Annotated in this window: 20 protein-coding genes; 9 read left to right on the top strand and 11 right to left on the bottom strand. The window is 62.4% G+C overall.

What is annotated here, in order from left to right:
• Positions 1-118 precede the first annotated feature (118 nt).
• Both P3T16_RS07680 and P3T16_RS07675 read left to right on the top strand, forming a co-directional pair.
• Positions 119-574 (top strand): DUF3005 domain-containing protein, encoded by a 456-nt coding sequence (locus P3T16_RS07680; protein ID WP_429341788.1) that lies wholly within the window; start codon positions 119-121, stop codon positions 572-574.
• A gap of 230 nt (positions 575-804) precedes the next feature.
• Entirely contained in the window at positions 805-1,410 is a 606-nt protein-coding gene (locus P3T16_RS07675; protein ID WP_429341787.1) for a short chain dehydrogenase, read from the top strand.
• Here P3T16_RS07675 and araD read toward each other — a convergent pair whose 3' ends face one another.
• The 8 genes from araD to P3T16_RS07635 form a co-directional block, all read right to left on the bottom strand.
• Positions 1,411-3,186 (bottom strand): L-arabinonate dehydratase, encoded by a 1,776-nt coding sequence (gene araD, locus P3T16_RS07670; protein WP_429341786.1) that lies wholly within the window; start codon positions 3,184-3,186, stop codon positions 1,411-1,413. It lies immediately after the preceding gene.
• Positions 3,187-3,199: 13 nt separating this feature from the next.
• Positions 3,200-4,141: an ABC transporter permease gene (locus tag P3T16_RS07665; RefSeq protein WP_429341785.1), complete on the bottom strand. Its 942-nt coding sequence runs from the start codon at positions 4,139-4,141 to the stop codon at positions 3,200-3,202.
• A complete protein-coding gene (locus P3T16_RS07660) occupies positions 4,141-5,019 on the bottom strand; it encodes an ABC transporter permease (protein ID WP_429256096.1) in 879 nt (292 codons plus the stop codon). Before P3T16_RS07660 ends, P3T16_RS07665 begins: the two co-directional genes overlap by 1 nt.
• Complete coding sequence (locus P3T16_RS07655; protein ID WP_429341784.1) at positions 5,016-6,095, bottom strand: ABC transporter ATP-binding protein; 1,080 nt, start codon at positions 6,093-6,095, stop codon at positions 5,016-5,018. The genes P3T16_RS07660 and P3T16_RS07655 overlap by 4 nt, the downstream gene beginning before the upstream one ends.
• Positions 6,096-6,235: 140 nt before the next feature.
• A complete protein-coding gene (locus P3T16_RS07650) occupies positions 6,236-7,390 on the bottom strand; it encodes an extracellular solute-binding protein (protein WP_429342046.1) in 1,155 nt (384 codons plus the stop codon).
• A gap of 283 nt (positions 7,391-7,673) precedes the next feature.
• Positions 7,674-8,612 (bottom strand): SMP-30/gluconolactonase/LRE family protein, encoded by a 939-nt coding sequence (locus P3T16_RS07645; protein ID WP_429256098.1) that lies wholly within the window; start codon positions 8,610-8,612, stop codon positions 7,674-7,676.
• 178 nt (positions 8,613-8,790) lie between these two features.
• Positions 8,791-10,371, bottom strand: a complete 1,581-nt coding sequence (locus tag P3T16_RS07640; RefSeq protein ID WP_429341783.1) for an aldehyde dehydrogenase (NADP(+)) — start codon at positions 10,369-10,371, stop codon at positions 8,791-8,793.
• Between the two features lie 77 nt (positions 10,372-10,448).
• Positions 10,449-11,390: a dihydrodipicolinate synthase family protein gene (locus P3T16_RS07635; RefSeq protein ID WP_429341782.1), complete on the bottom strand. Its 942-nt coding sequence runs from the start codon at positions 11,388-11,390 to the stop codon at positions 10,449-10,451.
• Positions 11,391-11,820: 430 nt separating this feature from the next.
• Between P3T16_RS07635 and P3T16_RS07630 the strand changes: the two genes are divergently transcribed.
• Entirely contained in the window at positions 11,821-11,976 is a 156-nt protein-coding gene (locus tag P3T16_RS07630) for a hypothetical protein (protein WP_429341781.1), read from the top strand.
• A 35-nt stretch (positions 11,977-12,011) separates the two neighbouring features.
• Positions 12,012-12,716: a helix-turn-helix transcriptional regulator gene (locus tag P3T16_RS07625; RefSeq protein ID WP_429342045.1), complete on the top strand. Its 705-nt coding sequence runs from the start codon at positions 12,012-12,014 to the stop codon at positions 12,714-12,716.
• On the opposite strand, the gene P3T16_RS07620 is transcribed toward P3T16_RS07625, so the two are convergent.
• Positions 12,700-13,023 carry an XRE family transcriptional regulator gene (locus P3T16_RS07620; RefSeq protein WP_429256101.1) on the bottom strand — a complete coding sequence of 108 codons (324 nt, stop codon included), beginning with the start codon at positions 13,021-13,023 and terminating at the stop codon, positions 12,700-12,702. The two genes, P3T16_RS07625 and P3T16_RS07620, sit on opposite strands and share 17 nt — an antisense overlap.
• 159 nt (positions 13,024-13,182) lie before the next feature.
• On the opposite strand from P3T16_RS07620, the gene P3T16_RS07615 reads away from it, so the two are divergent.
• Entirely contained in the window at positions 13,183-13,776 is a 594-nt protein-coding gene (locus tag P3T16_RS07615; protein WP_429256102.1) for an acyl-homoserine-lactone synthase, read from the top strand.
• Between the two features lie 83 nt (positions 13,777-13,859).
• On the opposite strand, the gene P3T16_RS07610 is transcribed toward P3T16_RS07615, so the two are convergent.
• Positions 13,860-14,549: a FadR/GntR family transcriptional regulator gene (locus P3T16_RS07610; RefSeq protein WP_429256103.1), complete on the bottom strand. Its 690-nt coding sequence runs from the start codon at positions 14,547-14,549 to the stop codon at positions 13,860-13,862.
• Positions 14,550-14,851: 302 nt separating this feature from the next.
• On the opposite strand from P3T16_RS07610, the gene P3T16_RS07605 reads away from it, so the two are divergent.
• The 3 genes from P3T16_RS07605 (at position 14,852) to P3T16_RS07595 (ending at position 17,648) form a co-directional block, all read left to right on the top strand.
• Complete coding sequence (locus P3T16_RS07605; RefSeq protein ID WP_429341780.1) at positions 14,852-15,337, top strand: universal stress protein; 486 nt, start codon at positions 14,852-14,854, stop codon at positions 15,335-15,337.
• 98 nt (positions 15,338-15,435) lie between these two features.
• Complete coding sequence (locus P3T16_RS07600) at positions 15,436-16,197, top strand: helix-turn-helix domain-containing protein (RefSeq protein WP_429341779.1); 762 nt, start codon at positions 15,436-15,438, stop codon at positions 16,195-16,197.
• 143 nt (positions 16,198-16,340) lie between these two features.
• The gene (locus P3T16_RS07595; protein WP_429341778.1) at positions 16,341-17,648 is read left to right on the top strand and encodes an SUMF1/EgtB/PvdO family nonheme iron enzyme; all 1,308 of its coding nucleotides are present in this window, start codon (positions 16,341-16,343) and stop codon (positions 17,646-17,648) included.
• Between the two features lie 102 nt (positions 17,649-17,750).
• Here P3T16_RS07595 and P3T16_RS07590 read toward each other — a convergent pair whose 3' ends face one another.
• Complete coding sequence (locus tag P3T16_RS07590; RefSeq protein WP_429341777.1) at positions 17,751-17,924, bottom strand: DUF2970 domain-containing protein; 174 nt, start codon at positions 17,922-17,924, stop codon at positions 17,751-17,753.
• A gap of 262 nt (positions 17,925-18,186) precedes the next feature.
• Here P3T16_RS07590 and P3T16_RS07585 point away from each other — a divergent pair, with 262 nt between their 5' ends.
• Positions 18,187-19,977 (top strand): nitrite/sulfite reductase, encoded by a 1,791-nt coding sequence (locus P3T16_RS07585; RefSeq protein WP_429341776.1) that lies wholly within the window; start codon positions 18,187-18,189, stop codon positions 19,975-19,977.
• Positions 19,978-19,980 lie beyond the last annotated feature (3 nt).

The following is a 19,980-nucleotide window of genomic DNA, read 5'->3' as shown; positions in this document are numbered from 1 at the left end:
GACATGCGAGCAAGCTAAACGGCACCCAGGCGGGCGTTGAATGAGCGGTTGCCGGAACGGGTCTTGCTGGCAGTACGGGTAGGTGTTTCGCCCGAAGTTCCTGAATGGAGGTACCGCTATGGACAGCATCGACGTGAAAAAACCGCAGGGTGACGCCGCGAAGCCGGTCGCCAAAGGCCCGGTCAGCGCGGAGATGCATAACGACCGCACGCATGACAGCACCGTCGATACCGACGGCAAGAACCACGAAGCGGCACGAATTGCCGGACAAGGCCGGATCAGTCCGGACGAAATGACCTGCAGCAATGCATCGCTTGAAAACAGCGTGCCCGATATGCTTGGCGAGATCGCCGGCTTCGATAGCCGCGTGGGCGGCAACCATCTTCTGCTGGCTCTGGAGCCGGGTTACACGCTGATCGATAAAGGCATGGTCGTGCCCGAGAAACCGCATGACCTCGACTATCAGTTCGACGACCCACGCACCGTCGGCGCCCGACAGTATCGCGGCCGCATTCACTATGCGCTGAACCATCTGCGGCCCGCGCGCGTGATCGAAATTCAACGCGGCAAGTAGGCCTCTTTCGTCTGTCCTGTGTTTGATTTGCCCGTGTATCGCTTGCGGCACGCGGGCTTTCTTTTTGAATTGCGTTTGATTCGGGTTTTGTCAGGCCACACGTTGCACGATTGCGAACTGCAGGTTTCGACACCTGTGCCCGCGCGCATCTTTATCGCGTGCCCCGATGCCTCGACAATCGGGGTTAGCCATTTCCCGATTTTCTCATTCCCCATTTGTGGAGTATCAACATGAACAAGGTTATCGTGATCGGCGCAACGGGAACGCTTGGGCAGGCCGTCGCCAGCGAACTCAAAGCGAGGCATGAAGTCATCGAGGTCGGCGCGACGCGTGGCGCATATCGCGTCGACAGCACGAATCCGGCAAGCGTCGAGCGTCTGTTCCGCGAAGTCGGCAAGGTGGACGCTGTGGTCACCACGATCGGCAAGGTGCACTTCGGCCCGCTCGCCGACATGACGGTCGAGCAATTCTGGGTCGGCCTGCGCGACAAGCTGATGGGTCAGATCAATGTCGTACTCGGCGCGCATCAATACGTCAACGACGGCGGCTCGTTCACGCTGACGAGCGGCATTCTCGCTGACGAGCCGATCCGCCTCGGCGCGAGCGCGACCTCGGTGAATCTGGCGCTGGAAGGTTTCGTGCGCGGCGCGACCATCGAACTGCCGCGCGGGATCCGCATCAACGTCGTGAGCCCGACGGTGCTGGAAGAGTCGATGGACGCGTATGCGCCGTTTTTCCGCGGCTTCGAGCCGGTGAGCGCGAAGCGCGCGGCGCTGGCTTACCTGCGTAGCGTTGAGGGCGCGCAGACCGGGCAGGTCTATCGCGTCGGGTACTGATCAGTGAATCTCAGGCTCGTCTTTGCTCTTCGCGCCGCCGCGTTGCAGGAAGTCGAAATCGCATCCCTTGTCGGCCTGCAGGACGTGGACCTGGTGCATCGCGCCGTAGCCACGTTCGAAGCGCGGCGCGGGCTGCACCCACGCGGCCTTGCGGCGCGCGAGTTCCTCGTCTGATACGAGCACGTTCAGCTTGCGCTGCGGCACGTCGAGTTCGATCAGATCGCCGTCCCGCACCAGCGCAAACGGCCCGCCGATGAACGATTCCGGCGCGACGTGCAACACGCACGCGCCGTAGCTCGTACCGCTCATCCGCGCGTCGGAAATGCGCACCATGTCGCGCACGCCCTTTTGCAACAGCTTCTTCGGAATCGGCAGCTGGCCCCACTCCGGCATGCCCGGCGCGCCGACCGGCCCGGCGTGCTGCAGGACGATGACGCTGTTCTCGTCGATGTCGAGTGCATCGTCGTCGATGCGCGCCGCCATATCGTTGTAGTCGCTGAAGACGACCGCGCGGCCCGTATGCACATGCAGTTTCGGATCGGCCGCGCCCGGTTTGATCACTGCACCATCGGGCGCGATGTTGCCGCGCAGAACCGCAAGACCGTTGTCCGGCAACAGCGGCGCGTGACGGCGGCGGATCACGTCGTCGTTGAAAATTTTCGCGTCCGCGATGTTCTCGCCGATCGTCCGGCCATTTACCGTTTTCTGCGACCGGTCGATCAGGTCGCCGAGTTCTGACAGCATCGCCGGCAGGCCGCCTGCATAGAAGAAGTCTTCCATCAGATACGAGCCCGTCGGACGGATGTTCGCAAGCACCGGCGTGCGGCGCGCGATGTCGTCGTAACGGTCGAGCGTGAGTTCAACGCCCGCGCGGCGCGCGAGCGCAATCATATGGACGATCGCGTTCGTCGAACCGGACAGCGCAAGACAGGTCGTCACGGCGTTATCGATCGAACCGGCCGTGATGATGTCCGATGGCTTCAGGTCTTCCCAGACCATTTCGACGATGCGCATGCCCGTCTTCGCCGACATCTGCGCGTGGCGGGAATCGGGCGCGGGAATCGACGCAAAGCCGGGCAGCGTGAAGCCGAGCGCCTCGGCAGCGCTCGTCATCGTCGAAGCCGTGCCCATGGTCATGCAGTGGCCCGGCGAGCGCGCGATGCCGCCTTCCACACCCTGCCAGTCTTCTTCGGTGATCTTGCCCGCGCGCAGGTCGGCCCAGTATTTCCAGGTGTCGGAGCCGGAGCCGAGCGTTGCGCCGTTCCAGTTACCGCGCAGCATCGGGCCTGCGGGCAGGAAGATAGCCGGCAGATCCATCGAGATCGCGCCCATCAGCAGCGCGGGCGTGGTCTTGTCGCAGCCGCCCATCAGCACGACGCCGTCGGCAGGATAGGAGCGCAACGTCTCTTCGGCTTCCATCGCGAGGAAGTTGCGATAGAGCATCGTCGTCGGCTTCTGGAACGGCTCGGACAATGTCTGCACAGGCAGCTCGATCGGGAAGCCGCCGGCCTGCCAGATGCCGCGTTTCACTTCCTCCACACGCTGCTTGAAGTGCGTGTGGCACGGATTCATCTCGCTCCACGTGTTGAGGATGGCGATCACCGGCTTGCCGGCATATTCCTCGCGACTGAAGCCCATCTGCGCCGTACGCGAACGATGGCCGAACGAACGCAGGTCGTTCACGCCATACCAGCGATGGCTGCGCAGTTCTTCGGGCGTCTTCCGTTTGGTCACACTCTCTCCAGCCACGTCCTGGTTACATACAACGTTGCGCATGCATGCGCACGCGTCACGCTTTCTGTTGTTTCACGCGCGACACGATCTGCGTCGGGCTCACGAACTGCAACGCGATCAGCACCCAGATCAGCGTAATGGCCATATAGATCATCGCCATCGCGTCGATCGACTGCGGCGCGCGTACACCGGTTGAAAACACAGCGTAATACAACGCGACGACGAGCGTCTGCGTGGCCGGTCCGGCGGTGAAAAATGTCAGCTCGAACATGCCGATCGTACGCACCAGCACCAGCAGCCCGGCCGCCAGCATACCCGGCACGAGCAGCGGCAGCAGCACGTAGCGAAAATACCGGAACGTGTTCGCGCCGAAAATGCGCGCCGCCGATTCAAGGTTCGGATCGATCTGTTCGATAAACGGTGTCATCACGAGAATCACGAACGGCAGCGCCGGCACCAGATTCGCGAGGATCACGCCAGACAGCGTGCCGGCCAGGCCGACCTTGTACATCACGGTCGCCATCGGAATACCGTACGTAACGGGCGGCACCATCAGCGGCAGCAGGAAGACGAGCATGGCGAAGCGCTTGCCGGGAAACTGCACGCGGGCAAGCGCATAGGCCGCCGGCACGCCGAGCGCGACCGACAGCAGCACGACCGCACCGACGACTTCAACGGTCACCCACAATACGTTCGCCAGCTGGAAGTCGCGCCACGCCTGCGCGTACCAGTGCAGCGTGAAACCTTGCGGCAACAGCGTGCCAAACCAGCGCGTCGCGATCGAGTTGACCGCGACTGTCGCGATCAGCAGCACGACGTTCAGCAGGAAGAAAGCCATCACCCCCCACACGAACGCTTTCCATAGACGATCCGTCAGACTCGTGCGCTGCTTCTCCGTACGCGACGGTTGCGCGCCATCGTTACCCCCCTTGCGATTATCGTCAGACTGCGTCGCCGAAGGTGGCCACGGACGCGTGGCGTGGTGATCGGTTGCCATCAGCCCTTCCCTCCCGTCACCGGTCCGCTATAGAAGAACCGACGCGCGCCGAGCATCGCTGCAACGACCACCAGCTGCACAAAGCCCATCACCATCGCAATGGCCGATGCGAGCGAATAGTCGTAGCTTTCGAACGCGGCTTCAGCGGCCGCGATCGACATCACGCGTGTCGGCCCCGCCGGTGCGCCCAGCAGCACCGCCGACGGAAACACGGAAAACGCCTGCACGAACGACAGACACGCGGCCATCGTCAGACCGGGCACCAGCAGCGGCAGATAGATCTGGCGGAACTGCTGCCACGAACCTGCGCCAAGCGTCGCGGCGGCACTGGCGAGCGTCGGATCGATGCCGGTCACGTAGGAGAGCGTCAGCAGAAACGCAAACGGAAAGCCCGACACAATCAGCGAGATCAGCACGCCCCAGTAGTTATGCGTGAGCCGCACTTCGCTGGAATAGAGATGCAGGCCCTGCAACGCCTGCGGGAACCAGCCGTTCGGACCGAAGTACGTCAGCATGCCGTCGGCGATCAGCACGGTGCCGAGCGTGACCGGAATCACAAGCAGTGTCGTGACGAACTTCTGGTACGGAGAATTGCGGCGCAACGCGAACGCGACGGGAATCGACACACCGACGTTGATCAGCGTCGCGGGTACGGCGAGCTTCAACGTGACGATGATCGTCGGCCACATCGACGTGTCGGAGAAGAACGTCCTGTAGTTGCCCCACACGCCGCCACCGTTCATCGGCTGGAACGACAGCACGAGGCCGTAGGCAAACGGATAGATGAAGAGCGCAAGAATGAAGATCAGCGCAGGCGCGACGAGCCACGCCCTGGTGTCGCGCGGCGCGCGCGGCGGCAACAGCAGCGCCGTGCTCATGACGCTTCTCCGTCATACACCAGCGTGCGCGACGGCGGCACGCGCAGACTGATGCGCTCGCCTTCGGTGAACTCGCCCGCGAGACGCGCCCAAAGCTCGCCGAACGCCGTCTTCACGCGAATCAGCGAATCGCGGCCGCCGTATTCGACGGTCGTCACGTCGGCGTCGAATGCGTTATCCGCGCCTGGCGCTGCGCGCTCCAGGTCTTCGGGACGCAGGGCCACGCTCACGCGTTTGCTGTTGAATCCTTCCATCGGCGTGCCGACAAGCCGCACACCGTTCGCCGTCATCGCGACCCCTTCGCCCTGCGTACCCTCGAGCGTGAATTCAGCCACGTTGCGATAACCCATGAAACGCGCGACGTGCAGATTCTTCGGCCGGCCATAGACTTCCTTCGGCGATGCGACCTGCTGCACCACGCCTTCCTTCATCACGACGATACGGTCCGCCATCGAGAGGGCTTCATCCTGATCGTGCGTCACGTAGATCGTCGCGCGTTCAAGCTGGTTGTGGATACGGCGGATTTCGGCGCGCATTTCGATGCGCAGTTTGGTGTCGAGATTGGACAGCGGCTCGTCCATCAAAATGAGCGGGGGCTCGATTACGATCGCGCGCGCAATCGCGACGCGCTGCTGCTGACCGCCCGACAACTGCCCCGGCAGCTTGCGTTCGTGACCAACAAGCTGCACGAGTTGCAGCGCTTCGCGCGCGCGACGCGCGGCTTCGCTTTTCGGAACGCCGCGCATCTTCAGACCGAAGCCGACGTTCTCCAGCACCGACATGTGCGGAAACAGCGCGTAGCTCTGGAACACCATGCCAAAGCCGCGCTTTTCCGGCGGCAACACGTCGATGCGTGTGTCGTCGAGCCAGATGCCGCCGCCCGTTAACGGCTGAAGGCCCGCGATGCAATTCAGGGCAGTGGATTTGCCGCAACCCGAAGGCCCAAGCAGCGCGATGAATTCGCCGCGCTGAATGTTCAGATCGAGACCCTGCAGGGCCGCAATCGCATGGCCTTCGGCATTCGCGAAACTGCGGCTGACCGAATCGAGACGCAACTGCTCAAAGTGATGCTTCATGACGGTTTCCTGATACTGGCGACGGCACCGCGAGATGCTTCAGCTCCACCGCGCCGATCGTATAAACGTGCCTTTGCCATGGCTGCCGCGTGAAGGGCAGCGCGGAAAAGCGATACCCTTAACGCGACCTGGAAACACCCTTACTTCGTCTTCTGTGCGCCGACTTCGCGGTCCCACTTCTGGAACGCAGCAACCATCGCGGCCGCGTTCAACGGCAAAACGTGCGGACGATCCGCCAGCAACTTCGCATACTCGGGCCGGCCGAACTTCTTCAACACGTCCTGACTTTGCGCGGGCGCCTGTTCGATCGTCACGCCCTTGATCGCCGGGCCTGGATAGAAGTAGCCGTCGTCATAGGTCAGTGCCTGCTGCGCCGGCTCCAGCATGAAGTTGATCAGCTTGTAGAGCACATCGAGCTTTTCCTTCGGCACGCCTTTCGGAATCACCATGAAGTGGGCGTCGTTGACCCACGTCATGTTGTCGAACGCCTGCACGCGGAATTCAGCCGGCACGATACCGAGCGCACGCGGGTTGATGTCCCAGCCCGTCACGCTGACGGTCATGTCGCGCGTGCCTTCGCCAAGCTCCTTCATCACGGCCGATGTGCCGCCCGGGTAATACGGAATGCAGTCGTTCAACTGCTTGAGGAAAGCCCACGTCTTGTCCCAGCCGTTGATCGGATCGTGCGGATCCTTGTCGCCAAGAATGTACGGCAGGCCCATCAGGAACGTGCGACCCGGGCCGGAGTTAGCCGGACGCGCGTAGATCAGCTTGTCCGGATGCGCCTTGCACCATTGCAGCAACTGCTCGGGCGTCTTCGGTGGATCGCTGACCTTCCCCGGGTTGTACTCGAGCAGCGGGCCCGCCGGCATGTACGCCACTTCGAGTCCGAAGCCTTGCGCGAGGTCCTGCATCTTGCGCGGACCCGGCGCGTATTTATCGAGCACGCCCGGGAAAGCGGCCGCGCTGTCCGGCAGCAGCTTCTGCCACAGGTTCTGTTCGATGCCGGCGGCAAGCGCATCGGTGCCCGTCAGCACGAGATCGATGTCGGAACGGCCCGCGGCCTGCATCGCCTTGATCTTGCCCGGCAGTTGCGGCGCAGGTGCGTTGGTGTAAGTGATGTTCGAAACGAGGTTCGGGTACTTCGCCTTGAAAGCCTCGAAGCCCTTCTGCGTCAGTTGAAGATCGCCCGCGACGTCGACGACGTTCAGCGTCACCGGATCCGCCGCGCGCGCCGCAGGCGCGAATGCCGCGCCGACCGCCAGACAGACAGCCGCAATCCTCACTGACAACATGCCGGAAATAGTCATTGCATCTCCTCGCTTCGTTGGTATGGAAGTCCGCCAGTTCAGGTGCGCTGCCGGCGGTACGTGTCTCGCGTTATGGAACATTGCCAACGCGCACATCTGACGTCAAGCAAATTGTAGGGTGCCGGCTACGCTTTCCCGTGAGCTGTGATTTCCGTCAATCCCTTTATATACAATGGCTTAACGGCATATTGATTTCCCAGAAAGCGCGCCGCTCTACGGGTTTAGCCCGGTACATGTCAGGCAACTCTATCCGCTTGCAGTCGCCTGCCTAGCCGCCTTTTACCCCCTGGGTATTCACGTACAGTGAGTACAGGCCGTGGCTCGCCGCCATGAAGAGCCGGTTGCGATGGCGTCCGCCGAAGCACACGTTCGCGCACCGCTCCGGCAGCGCGATATGTCCGATCGCCTCGCCATGCGGCGTGAACACGCGGACGCCGTCGAGTTCGTCCGTGCCCATGCCCCAGCCGCACCACAGGTTGCCGTGGATATCGACGCGAAAGCCGTCTGGCGTGCCTTTGCCGGCATCGATCAGTACGCGGTTGTTATCCACCGTGCGGCCATCGGGGGCGACGTCGAACACGCGTATCGTGCGCGGCGACTCGCGCGATGCAACCACATACAGTCGCGATTCATCGGGCGAAAATGCCAGTCCATTCGGACCTTCGATATCGTCGGCGACGAGGGTAACTTCGCCGCTCTGCCCGTCGATGCGATACACGCATTGCGGCAATTCCGGCTCCGCCTTTTCGCCTTCGTAAAAACCATCGATGCCGAAGCTTGGGTCAGTGAACCAGATCGAGCCGTCCGACTTCACGATGACGTCGTTCGGCGAGTTCAGGCGTTTGCCGAGATAGCCGTCGGCGAGCACGGTGATCGTGCCGTCGTATTCGGTGCGCGTGACGCGGCGCGTCAGGTGCTCGCAACTGACAAGGCGTCCTTCGCGATCGCGTGTATGGCCGTTTGCGTTGTTCGACGGCTGACGAAACGGCGTGACCGCGCCGGTCTCTTCGTCCCAGCGCAGGATGCGGTTGTTCGGGATATCGCTCCACAGAAGATAGCGCCCGTCACCGAACCACACTGGCCCTTCGGACCAGCGCGCGCCTTGATACAGGCATTCGACCGATGCCGAAGCGATGCGCAGCGCGTTGAAACGATGATCGAGAACGCGGATGGCGGGATCGGGATAGCGACGGTTGTTGTCTGTCATGAGTCTCCTTATGCGCTTCTTGTGTGCTTCTTGTGTGCGATGCGCGGTGGATGGAAGCGTGCCGCTGGCGGATCGCGCCGCGCGTGCTGTGCCGGTTGCCGCCGCGCTCCCGTTGCTGGTGACGGGAGCGGAGCACATCGCGACGCGCGACAACGTTCGTCAAACAATCAACCGACGATCAGCTCTGCCCGAGCTTGCCGTCACGCAGACGCCACAGCTTCAGCGGATTGTCGTCGTGCAATGCTTCAGGCAACAGCGCCGCCGGCAAATCCTGATAACACACTGGCCGCAGGAAGCGCTCGATCGCCGTTGCGCCGACCGATGTCGCGCGCGAATCCGACGTAGCCGGGAACGGCCCGCCGTGCACCATCGCGTAGGACACTTCGACGCCCGTCGGAAAGCCGTTCGCGAGAATTCGGCCGGCCTTGCGCTCGAGTGTCGGCAGCAGCTTGCGCGCGAGATCGTAGTCGTCCGGCTCGAGTTGCAATGTGGCCGTGAGCTGGCCTTCGATATACCCGGTCACCTTGATCATTTCGTCGATGTCGCCACACGTGACGATCAGTGAAGTCGGCCCGAAGATTTCGTCTTCAAGTTCCGCCGCAGCAAGAAACTGCGCGGCGCTCGTCGTGAAGAGCGCGGGCAGCGCCGGACACGATGCGCGCGAAGGCGTGCCCTGCGCGACGCTGCGCACGCCATCCGTTTCGGCACGTTGCTCGACGGCAGCCTTGTACGCCGAAGCGATGCCCGGCGACAGCATCGTCTGCGCTTCTTTTTTTGCGAGCGCCTGCGCGGTGGCGTCGATGAACGCCTGCGTGTGCGGGCTATCGAGCACGATCACGAGACCGGGGTTCGTACAGAACTGGCCGACGCCGAGCGTCACCGAATCGACGAGGGCGGAAGCGATCGCCTCACCACGCTTAGCCAGTGCGCCGGGCAGCAGGAAGAACGGATTGATGCTGCTCATCTCGGCAAATACCGGAATCGGCTCGCGACGCTTCGATGCAATATCGACCAGCGCAAGACCGCCGCGACGCGACCCCGTGAAGCCGACCGACTTGATCACCGGATGCGCGACCAGCGCCTCGCCAACTGCGTTGCCCGCGCCGACGAGAAGCGAAAACACGCCTTCCGGCAAGCCCGTGTCGGCGACCGCTTTCTGGATCGCGCGACCGACGAGTTCCGACGTGCCGAGGTGCGCCGGATGCGCTTTCACGACAACCGGGCAGCCCGCCGCCAGCGCCGACGCCGTGTCGCCGCCAGCCACCGAAAACGCGAGCGGAAAATTGCTCGCGCCAAAGACGGCGACAGGTCCGACGGGAATCTTCTGCAGACGCAGATCGGGACGCGCCAGCGGCTTGCGATCCGGCAACGCCGAATCGAGCGTCGCGGTGAGCCAGCGGCCTTCGCGCACGAGCGAAGCGAAGAGCTTTAGCTGACCGACGGTGCGGCCGCGCTCGCCTTCGATGCGCGCCTTCGGCAAAGCCGATTCGATATGCGCGCGTTCAATCAGTTCGTCGCCGATTGCGACGATGTTGTCGGCGATCGCTTCGAGAAAGCGCGCGCGGGTTTCGAGCGGCGCGCTGCGGTACGGATCGAACGCGAGCGCAGCGAGTTTGCACGCCCGGTCGACATCGGCGGCGCTGCCCGCGCCAAAGACGGGTTCGATTTCCGCGTTGCGGGCCGGGTCGAACGCGCGCAGTGTGCCCTCGGCGCCCCGCACCGCGGACGCGCCGATGAGCATGTCTCCTGTGATCTGCATCTTGCAACTCCTGTCGAACGTTGCGGGCGACAGCCTTCCCTCGCCACGCAGCGCAAATCAGATAGTGGGAAGCGGCGTCAGGCCTTCGCTGACGGTTCCGCGTATTGATGCTCGAATGCGAGCAGCGCCTCAGCCGCAGCGTTGATCTTCGCATGATGTTCGACCGGCGTCGAACTGAGCAGTGGCAGGATCGCGCCCATGTCGGCGATCTTCGAGAAGGTCACCGCGTCGTGCAGGACGCGGATCAGCGAGATGTCATCGCGCAGCGTTTCGAGCGGCATGAAGGCGTCGTAGATGCGCTGCGCCTCGGCCGTGCGGTTTTCTTTCGCGGCTCGCAGGAGCGCCATCACCGAATGCGGCGCGATGCAGCCCGAACCGGTGGTCCACGCGGCGAGACCGAAGTCGCGCACATGCACGAGCGCCGGCCGCTCGCCCATGCCCGAGATCACCTTCGACGGGCTCACGCTTTCGAGCAGACGCCGAAGGTAAGCGTCATCGCCGGGATTGTCGCGCACGATGGCGTATTTCACGGCGATCAGCGTGCCGCGATCGACGAGACGCGCGAGCGTATCGACGTCGACGTAGTCCTCGCTCTTGATATAGAGCGTAAGCGGCATGCCCGCCACATCGACGATGCGCGTGAGGCCTTCCTCGACGCCTTCCGAAGTTGTGAAGCCGCCGAGCGGCAGAACCATCGCGGTGCGGTAGTTCGTCTGCGCGAGGATGCGCGCCTGATCGAGCATCTTGCCGTAGTCGGGGCCGATCGCGGGAATCACGCGCGTCTCGTGACCGGCGCTTTCCGCGAGCAGATCGAGCAGTTCACGATATTCGCTGACCGCGACGTGATAGAGATTCGCGTTGCCGCCATACAGCAGCGTGCGCACACCGCCCGACTCGATGTGCCGGATCAGCTTCTGGTTCTCGACAGCATCGAGCGAATAGTCGGCGCGGCGGGCAAGCGGCGGCACCGCCATCACGGTGGCGGCAAACTCGCTGTCGGAAATCGGGGAGACGTTCATGGCACCTCAGCAGCACGGATCGGGTCGGGGCGTGCATGCCAGGGTAGCACCGTGCACCCAAGTTGTCAAACAAATCGGGCGACTGCCTGATCCGTACCGGAGAGGTCGATCCACGCCGCGACGCAGCATGGAAGCCTGATTCTCAACCGGTTTTATGACGCTTTCCAGCTGTCTGCGGCGCGATATGTCGATTTATCGTTATCTGTCTCGTATGACAACACGAAGCGCTCGTCACGCGAATCCGCCGTTTGCGCGTGGGTGCGCCAAAAAGATTTCCGTCGGCCTCGCGTCAACGAGGAAATTAATCGACTGATATCGACACGGTTCAATTAAATCCGATTCAAAACGCCGCATTTTCCCGCTATGTCCCTGCTGATATAGCGTCCAGTCGCCACACAGCAAAGACGCCCGCTGGCAGGGGCGAGGCAAAATGCAAAAAATCAACGCGGAATGCCGCTTTCTGAAACCCGCAATGTTCATACGGCTTGCGGGGCAGAATAAAAATGGTGATAGATTAATGAAGCAGACAGGCGCAAACCACGCGTTCGCACCGTTATTATTAGCGGCCTGGCCCGCCGCGATCTGAGGGAGTCGCCCGTGCCATTACATTTTATTGAGCAGATGTCACCGCTGCTCGAGGCCACCGAAGAAACCGCCTGGTTCGACGCCATCACGCGTCTCGCCGATGGATGGGGCTTCAACCAGGTTCTGCTGGCGATGCTGCCGCGCCCGGGCATGCGTCTGGAGGACGCCTATGTGCGCAGCACCTACGCGCCTTCCTGGCGACGCGCCTATGTCGAGCAGGGCCACATGCACATCGACCCGACCGTCTCGCACTGCGCGACCCGCTCCTCGCCGCTCGTGTGGTCGCCCGAAATCTTTGCGACCGAGCCGCAACAATCCATGTACGAGGAAGCCCGCGCGTACGGCCTGCGCGCCGGCGTGACGCTGCCGATTCACGGGCCGAGACAGGAAGCGGGCATGCTGTGCTTCGTCAACGACAGCTCGCCGACTGACGATTTCTGGCGGCATGTGGATGTCGCGCTGCCGAATCTTGTGCTGTTGCGCGATCTGGTGATCGATACGAGCCAGCGTCACGTGAACGCACATACGCAGGAGTTGATCCCGAAGCTCACGCCGCGCGAACGCGAATGTTTGAAGTGGACTGCGCGAGGCAAGTCCACGTGGGAGATTTCACACATCCTGAACTGCTCGGAAGCCGTCGTGAACTTTCACATGAAGAACATCCGGACGAAGTTCGGCGTGAACTCGCGGCGCGCGGCCGCGGTCATCGCAACGCAACTCGGCGTTATTGACCCTGATTGACGAGGTCGAACACCTTGCGGTCGTGCAGCGCACGTTCCGCCCGGCCAAGATCGCTGTCGGAGACCGTCCGGGTGAAGTAAAGACCGAGCAGGATCGACACCGGCGCCGGAATCTCCGCGCCGGACTCAAACCGGCTGCCACGCGATTGCGTGACGCCGAACCGCGCCCAGAAGCGCCGCTGGCTCTCCTTCTTTTTTTTCCGGAACGCGATGATCAGCACGCGGTCCACGGACGAAGACGCCTCCGACGAACGGTCCGCGCTGGCCGCGCGATGAGCCGGTTGCCAATAATTTTCTAGTAGTTCCATGATGTTCGCCTGTTTGACTGGCTGCTGCCGGGATCGGTAAACCGATTCTCCACGGACTCCGGAACGGGGCACACCTATCCAGGTAGGTAGGTGGTATTTCGACCCGAAATGCATAAGTTTTCATGCGTATTGGCTAACCAACGCGTAATGGAGAACGACATGCAAGCAGCTATCCGGATTGGCCTGCGTCAAGAATTTGACAACGATCACATCAACGAGATGTACCGGCTGCGCGCCCGTGTGTTTCATGGGCGGCTTGGATGGGACATTCCGACGATCGCGGGGATGGAGATCGACGGCTATGACGCACTCGGCCCGCATTACATGCTGATACAGGACAAGGCGGGCGCCGTGCGCGGCTGCTGGCGCCTGATGACGACCGAAGGCCCGAACATGCTGAAGGACACGTTCCCGCAACTGCTGCATGGCGACGCAGCGCCGGTCGGGCGGCATATCTGGGAACTGAGCCGCTTTGTCGTCGAGACCGGCGGCGAAGAGCAAACGTTTGGCTTTGCCGATCTGACGATGCACGCGATCCACGAACTCGTGACATTCGCCGACCGGATGGGCATCACGCGCTACGTCACGGTGACGACGACGCCGATCGAGCGCCTGCTGCGCAAGACGGGCATCGAACTGCGACGGCTCGGGCCGCCGCTGCGGATCGGCGTGGAAAATGCGGTGGCGCTGGAGATCGCGGTCAGCCCGCAGACGCGGGCCGCGCTATTCGGGCCGATGGCTGCCGCAGCTTGATGCGTGCGGGTTGCGGCCCGGCGTACAGGCCGGGTTGCGGACGGTTGCGGACGGTTGCGGACGGGGCGGCGTTTATTCGCCGCTCACGACCCGAACATCCGGTTGAGTGCGTTTTCGAGGTGAGCGCGCATGGCCTGGCCAGCGGCGGCGGAGTCCTTGCTGCGGATCGCCTCCAGCACGGCAAGATGTTCGCGCTGCACGAGACGCTGCCGCTCCAGCGTTTTCACGAGCGACAGATTGCGGGACAGGTTCATGCTGAACACGATCTGCTCTTCGATGAACGACATCACGGTGATGAAAAACTGGTTCTTCGACGCCCGCGCGACTGCCAGATGGAATGCGAAGTCGTCTTTTGCGCCAATGCCCTGTGTTTCGATGATGCGTTCGAGTTCATCCCATGCATGCTGGATCGCCGCGACATCGTCGGCTTCGGCCTGCTGCGCGGCCAGCGCCGCAGCGCCCGCCTCCGTGACGATGCGAAATTCGTAGCAGCGACGGATGTCCGAGAGCGTTTCGAGCGGCGCGAAGCGGCGCACGTCCGGATCGGGCCGGCGCGCGACCGTGGTTCCCGAACCGTGCCGCGTGACAATGATGCCGTCGGCACGCAGACGCGCGAGCGCTTCCCGCACCGTCGGGCGCGATGTCTCGAAGCGCTCCGCCAGCGCGTGCTCGGTGGGCAACCGCTCGCCCTCCTTGTACTCGCCTTCCAGGATCTGGTTCAGGATGTCGCCGTAGATCTTTTCGGGCAACCCCGAGGATTTCCGCTCGTTCATCATCGATGCCGCAGCTTGTCTGAATAGAGCATGATTGTAAGGCAAACTTTGCGCCGTGCCCGCCTGATTCTGATAGACGGCAAGCCGTGTGGCGGCTGAAAGCCTCGCCCGGTATGGCTCCGCTGCTTCCTTGCGGTCAAGTACCCCGACCTTACGACTTGATTTACATCAAGGAAATGTCTGCGGTTTTAGGTGATCATTTAATCTCAGGCTTTAATCAAGTGCGCTCGTAGTGTTCTCGAAGTGCCCTTTCTCCCGGGTCGTTCCGCATCGTGCGTCGACCCCTCTGTTGCGGAGGTCTCATGTACTCACGTATCCTGGTTGCGGTCGACGGCAGCGAAACGTCGCGCCGTGCGTTCCACGCTGCGCTCGATCTCGCGAAGTCGAACGGTGCAGTCTTGCAGGCGTTCTACGCCGTCGAGAACTCGCCCATGTATTTCGACGCGCCCGGCTATGACCCGTCGATCCTGCGCAACAGTCTGATCGCACAGGGCAAGGAACTCGACGCGGAATTACTGCAGCTCATGCGTGACGCCGGCGTACAAGGCGCCGTCGCGACGGGCGAAGCCTCGTCGCTCGAGGATGTTTCCGTGCTGGTGCTCAAGGCCGCCGCCGCGTTCAACGCGGATCTGCTCGTGATGGGCACGCACGGCCGGCGCGGCTTTCAGCGGCTGATTCTCGGCAGCGTCGCGGAACGCTGCGTACGGCAGGCAAAGGTGCCTGTCTTGCTGGTGCCTTCCGCAGTCGGAGACGAGCAACCGTCGCCAGAAAAAGCCAGCGCCGCCTGACATTTTCAGACAAGACGCCCACGCGTCCTTTTGTCACTCAGGCCATGCAGAGGCCGGTGGGACAATCAGGACATCATCACTTTCCCGGCCTTCCGAACATGCTCACTCCCGTCGCGCTTTCCCAGTCTGCCGCGCATCGGTCCGCCCGCGCTGTCCCGTCCGTGCGCGCCGGGCGCGATGCGGCCCGCTGTTCGACGTGCTCGATGCGGCAGCTTTGCATGCCGCAAGGCCTGCGCGCCGAAGATCTGCCAAAGCTCGAGGCGCTCATTTGCAATGCACGCACGGTGCGACGTGGCGAAGCGCTCTATCGGACCGGCGACCCGTTCGATAACCTGTACGCCGTCCGGTCGGGCGCGCTGAAAACGGTGATGGCACACCGTCTCGGCCGCGAACAGGTAACCGGGCTGAAACTCGCAGGCGAGCCGCTTGGCCTCGACGGCATCAGCACCGACCACCACGCGTGCAGCGCGGTCGCGCTTGAGGACAGCTCGGTATGTATCGTCCCGTATCCGGCGCTCAAACGTCTGTGCCGCGAAATCGGTTCGATGCAGGACCGGCTGCACAAACTGATGGGCGATCAGATCGTGCGCGAGGCGAAGCAGATGATGGTGCTCGGCTCGCAGAGTGCCGACGAGCGCGTGGCCGCTTTCCTGGTGGATGTGTCCGAACGCAATGCGCAGCGTGGATATTCGTCAAACGAATTCAATCTGCGCATGACGCGTGAGGAAATGGGCAGCTATCTTGGCATCACGCTCGAAACGGTCAGCCGTACGCTGTCAAGATTTCAAAAGCGCGGCCTGATCGACACGCAGGGCAAATTCATCCGCATCGTCGATTTTGACGGGCTGCGTCAGCTCTAGTCAGCGCACGCGGCCGCCGCCTCGGTCGCTCCGGGCCGCGCGCAAGAGCGCGGCCGCAAAATGGCGGATATCATTGCGGTTTGGCATGCCTTCTGCAAGCAGGTACAGTTTCCGTACCGTGCCCTCCAAGGAGACCCGGCGCAATGAATCGCGATCCCGCACTGCAGCACCCGCTCGTCCATCGACTCATCGAAGCCCGCCGCGTCACCGACGCGTTGTTTGCCGTCGTCAAACCCGAGTTTCTTTACGAGCGTCCGATCCGTGAACGTCACCGGATCGTGTTCTACATCGGCCATCTCGAAGCGTTCGATCGAAATCTCTTCGATCGACGCCTGTTCGACCTCCCTGCGCTCAGTTCCGAACTCGACCAGCTTTTCGCGTTCGGCATCGATCCGGTCGACGACGGCTTTCCGACTGATGTGCCGTCCGACTGGCCATCACTCGAGGTCGTCAGTGAATATGCCGCGCAGGCGCGCGCGCAGATCGACCAGAAGCTCACGTCGCTGGAAATCACGAATGAAGGCATGCGCACGGCGTCAGCAGAGCAACTGCTGCACGTCGCGATCGAGCATCGGCTGATGCACGCCGAAACGCTCGCGTACATGCTGCATCAGTTGCCCATCGAGCAGAAGGTCGTGCCGCAGCAATCCGTCAACACGACGTTCGGGAGCGGCGAGATCACAGGCAATTCGATGGTCAGCGTCCCGGCTGGCTCGACCGTTCTTGGTATGTCGCGCGAAGCCGGCGCCTTCGGCTGGGATAACGAATTCGGCGAACTGCGCGTCGATGTGCCCGCGTTCGAGATCGACCGTCATATGGTGACAAACGGCGCGTATCGCGCGTTCGTCGAGGCAGGCGGTTATCGCGACAAGTCGCTGTGGACCGACAGGGACTGGACGTGGAAGGAAGCCGAACACATCGAACACCCCGCCGGCTGGTCGCTGCGCGAAGGTAACGGCGATGGCGCGCGCGGCTGGCGCTTGCGCACGATGTTCGACGATATTCCGCTGCCCGAAAACTGGCCCGTGTATGTGAGCCACGCCGAAGCCAGCGCGTACGCACGCTGGGTCGGCAAGACGCTGCCGACCGAAGCGCAGTGGCAACGCGCCGCGCACGGCGCGCCGCACGCGGCGTCCGGCAATTTCGATTTCCGTAGCTGGGATCCTCAGGCCGTCGATGCGCATCCGGATAACGTCAGCGCGTTCGGCGTCGAAGGGCAGTTCGGCAACGGCTGGGAATGGACGTCGACGTTGTTCGATGCGTTGCCAGGCTTCGAGGCATTTCCGTTTTATCTGGGCTATTCGGCGAACTTCTTCGACGGCCAGCATTACGTGCTCAAAGGCGGATCGGCGCGCACGGCGGCGTGCATGCTACGTCCGACGTTTCGCAACTGGTTCCAGCCGCGATATCAATACGTGTATGCGGGGTTTCGCTGCGTGCGTGGTAACTAATAAAGCGAAAGTTGGAAACAAATTTGACCTATTGGTTTAACGCAAATTTTTTCAACTGATGCTTCATCAGTCAGCACACGTCATCCGGTGTGCTCAGATGGCTCAGTGCGCTACGGTCGTCGCAAACCGCGCAAGGCAGAATAAGAGCACACCGAAACCTCCCGCTAGCCCAATCGCCACCAAGGGCAGAAACGGCAATTTTATCGCCGCCATGTCGGCCTGATGCGACGCGCCCTTGCGTACACCAAAAAAACTCCACAGCACGATTCTCAACATTCTAAGGAAAGTCACGGCACACCCCTCGCGGTTGACCAACGGCAAAGCATTGCCCTCCACTTGATCATAAAGCGGCCGCGGCGCACGAGACAGCAGCAGTTGGCTCCTGTTTTACGACAGCAGGCGGAAACGGGTCACACGCGTCGGGCGAGGTAAACCGGAAACCCGTCTGCTGCGTTCGTTTCGTCGACATCTGCTTCTTGTCTCGCGTGCGCGCGACAGCTAACTTCGGCTACCGCGACACGTCCGCAGAAACTTCCCCATGTATCAATACACCGAATTCGACAAGGCGTTCGTGCGCAGCCGCGCTGCGCAGTTCCGTGATCAGCTCGAGCGCTGGCAGGCCGGCAAGCTGGACGAGGACGCATTCCGTCCGCTGCGTCTGCAGAACGGCTGGTATGTGCAACGCCACGCGCCGATGCTGCGCGTCGCCGTGCCATACGGTGAACTGTCGGCCGCACAGCTGCGCGTGCTGGCGCGCATCGCGCGCGAATACGACGCGCCCGAAGCGAATGTGTACGAGCTCGCGTCAACGACCCAGCGCAAGCTGGGCACGTTGAACCTGCCGACGCATTACGCGCACTTCACGACCCGCACGAACGTACAGTTCAACTGGATTCCGCTGTCGAAAGCAGCCGACGTGATGGATCTGCTGGCAAGCGTCGATATGCACGGTATCCAGACGAGCGGGAACTGCATTCGCAACATCTCGTGTGATGAACGCGCGGGCGTGGCGCCCGACGAAATCGCCGACCCCCGTCCTTTCGCCGAAATCATGCGGCAATGGACGACGTTGCATCCCGAGTTCGCGTTCCTGCCACGCAAATTCAAAATCGCGATAACGGGGGCCATCGACGATCGCGCGGCCACCGATTGGCATGATGTAGGCTTGCGACTGCTGTCGAATGAACACGGCGATCTGGGCTTTCGTGTCTCCGTGGGCGGCGGCATGGGGCGCACGCCGATGACCGCGACGGTGCTGCGCGAGTTCCTGCCGTGGCAGCACATCATGAACTACATCGAGGCGGTGGTACGCGTGTATAACCGCTATGGACGGCGCGACAACAAGTACAAGGCGCGCATAAAGATCCTCGTCAAGGCCGAAGGACAACGCTACATCGACGACGTCGAAGCGGAATTCCGCGCGATCGTCGAAGAGGATGGCGGGCCTCACACGATTCCGCAATCGGAGCTCGATCGCGTGCGAGCGTCGTTCGTGCCGCCGCAGCGACGCGCGAGAACCGCGCACGACCCGCAAGCCTCTTTTGCCGCGCTGAACGCGATGGCTGCGCAACATCCCATGTTCGCGCGCTGGCTGCAGCGCAACATCGCGTCGCATAAAAATCCATCGATGCGTATCGTCACGCTCTCGTTCAAGCGCTTGAACCAGGCGCCGGGCGATGCGTCGGCAGAACAGCTCGATCTCGTCGCCGATCTCGTCGAGCGCTTTTCTGCCGGTGAAGCACGCGTCACGCATACGCAGAATGTCGTGCTGCCGTGGGTGCATGTCGACGACCTGTTCGATCTCTGGCAGGCAGCCCGCAGCGCGGGTCTCGCGAGTGCAAACGTGCATCTGTTGACCGACATGATCGCGTGCCCCGGCGGCGACTTCTGCGCACTCGCCAACGCCCGTTCGATTCCCATTGCTGAAGCCATTACGGAGCGCTATCAGGATCTCGACGAACTGCACGATATCGGCGAAATCGACCTGCACATCAGCGGCTGTATCAACTCGTGCGGCCATCATCACAGCGGTCATATCGGCATTCTCGGCGTCGACAAGGATGGACAAGAGTGGTATCAGGTCACGCTAGGCGGCGCCGACGGTTCCAATGCAAGCGGCGCCGCGCGCGCGGGGAAGGTGATCGGGCCGTCGTTTTCGGCGGCGGAAGTGCCGAACGTCGTGGAGGCGCTTATCGCCACCTATCGCGACGCGCGATGCGATGTGGAAGGACAAACGGAACGGTTCACCGAAACCGTCCAGCGTATCGGACTGGGTCCGTTCAGGTCGGCGGCCGACGAAGTCCGCGTCAAAGTGGAGGATCTCGCATGACAA

Origin of the sequence: Paraburkholderia sp. GAS42, from assembly GCF_050436565.1 — a bacterium.
Lineage (GTDB): Bacteria > Pseudomonadota > Gammaproteobacteria > Burkholderiales > Burkholderiaceae > Paraburkholderia.
This window is presented reverse-complemented; position numbering and strand designations above follow the sequence as displayed.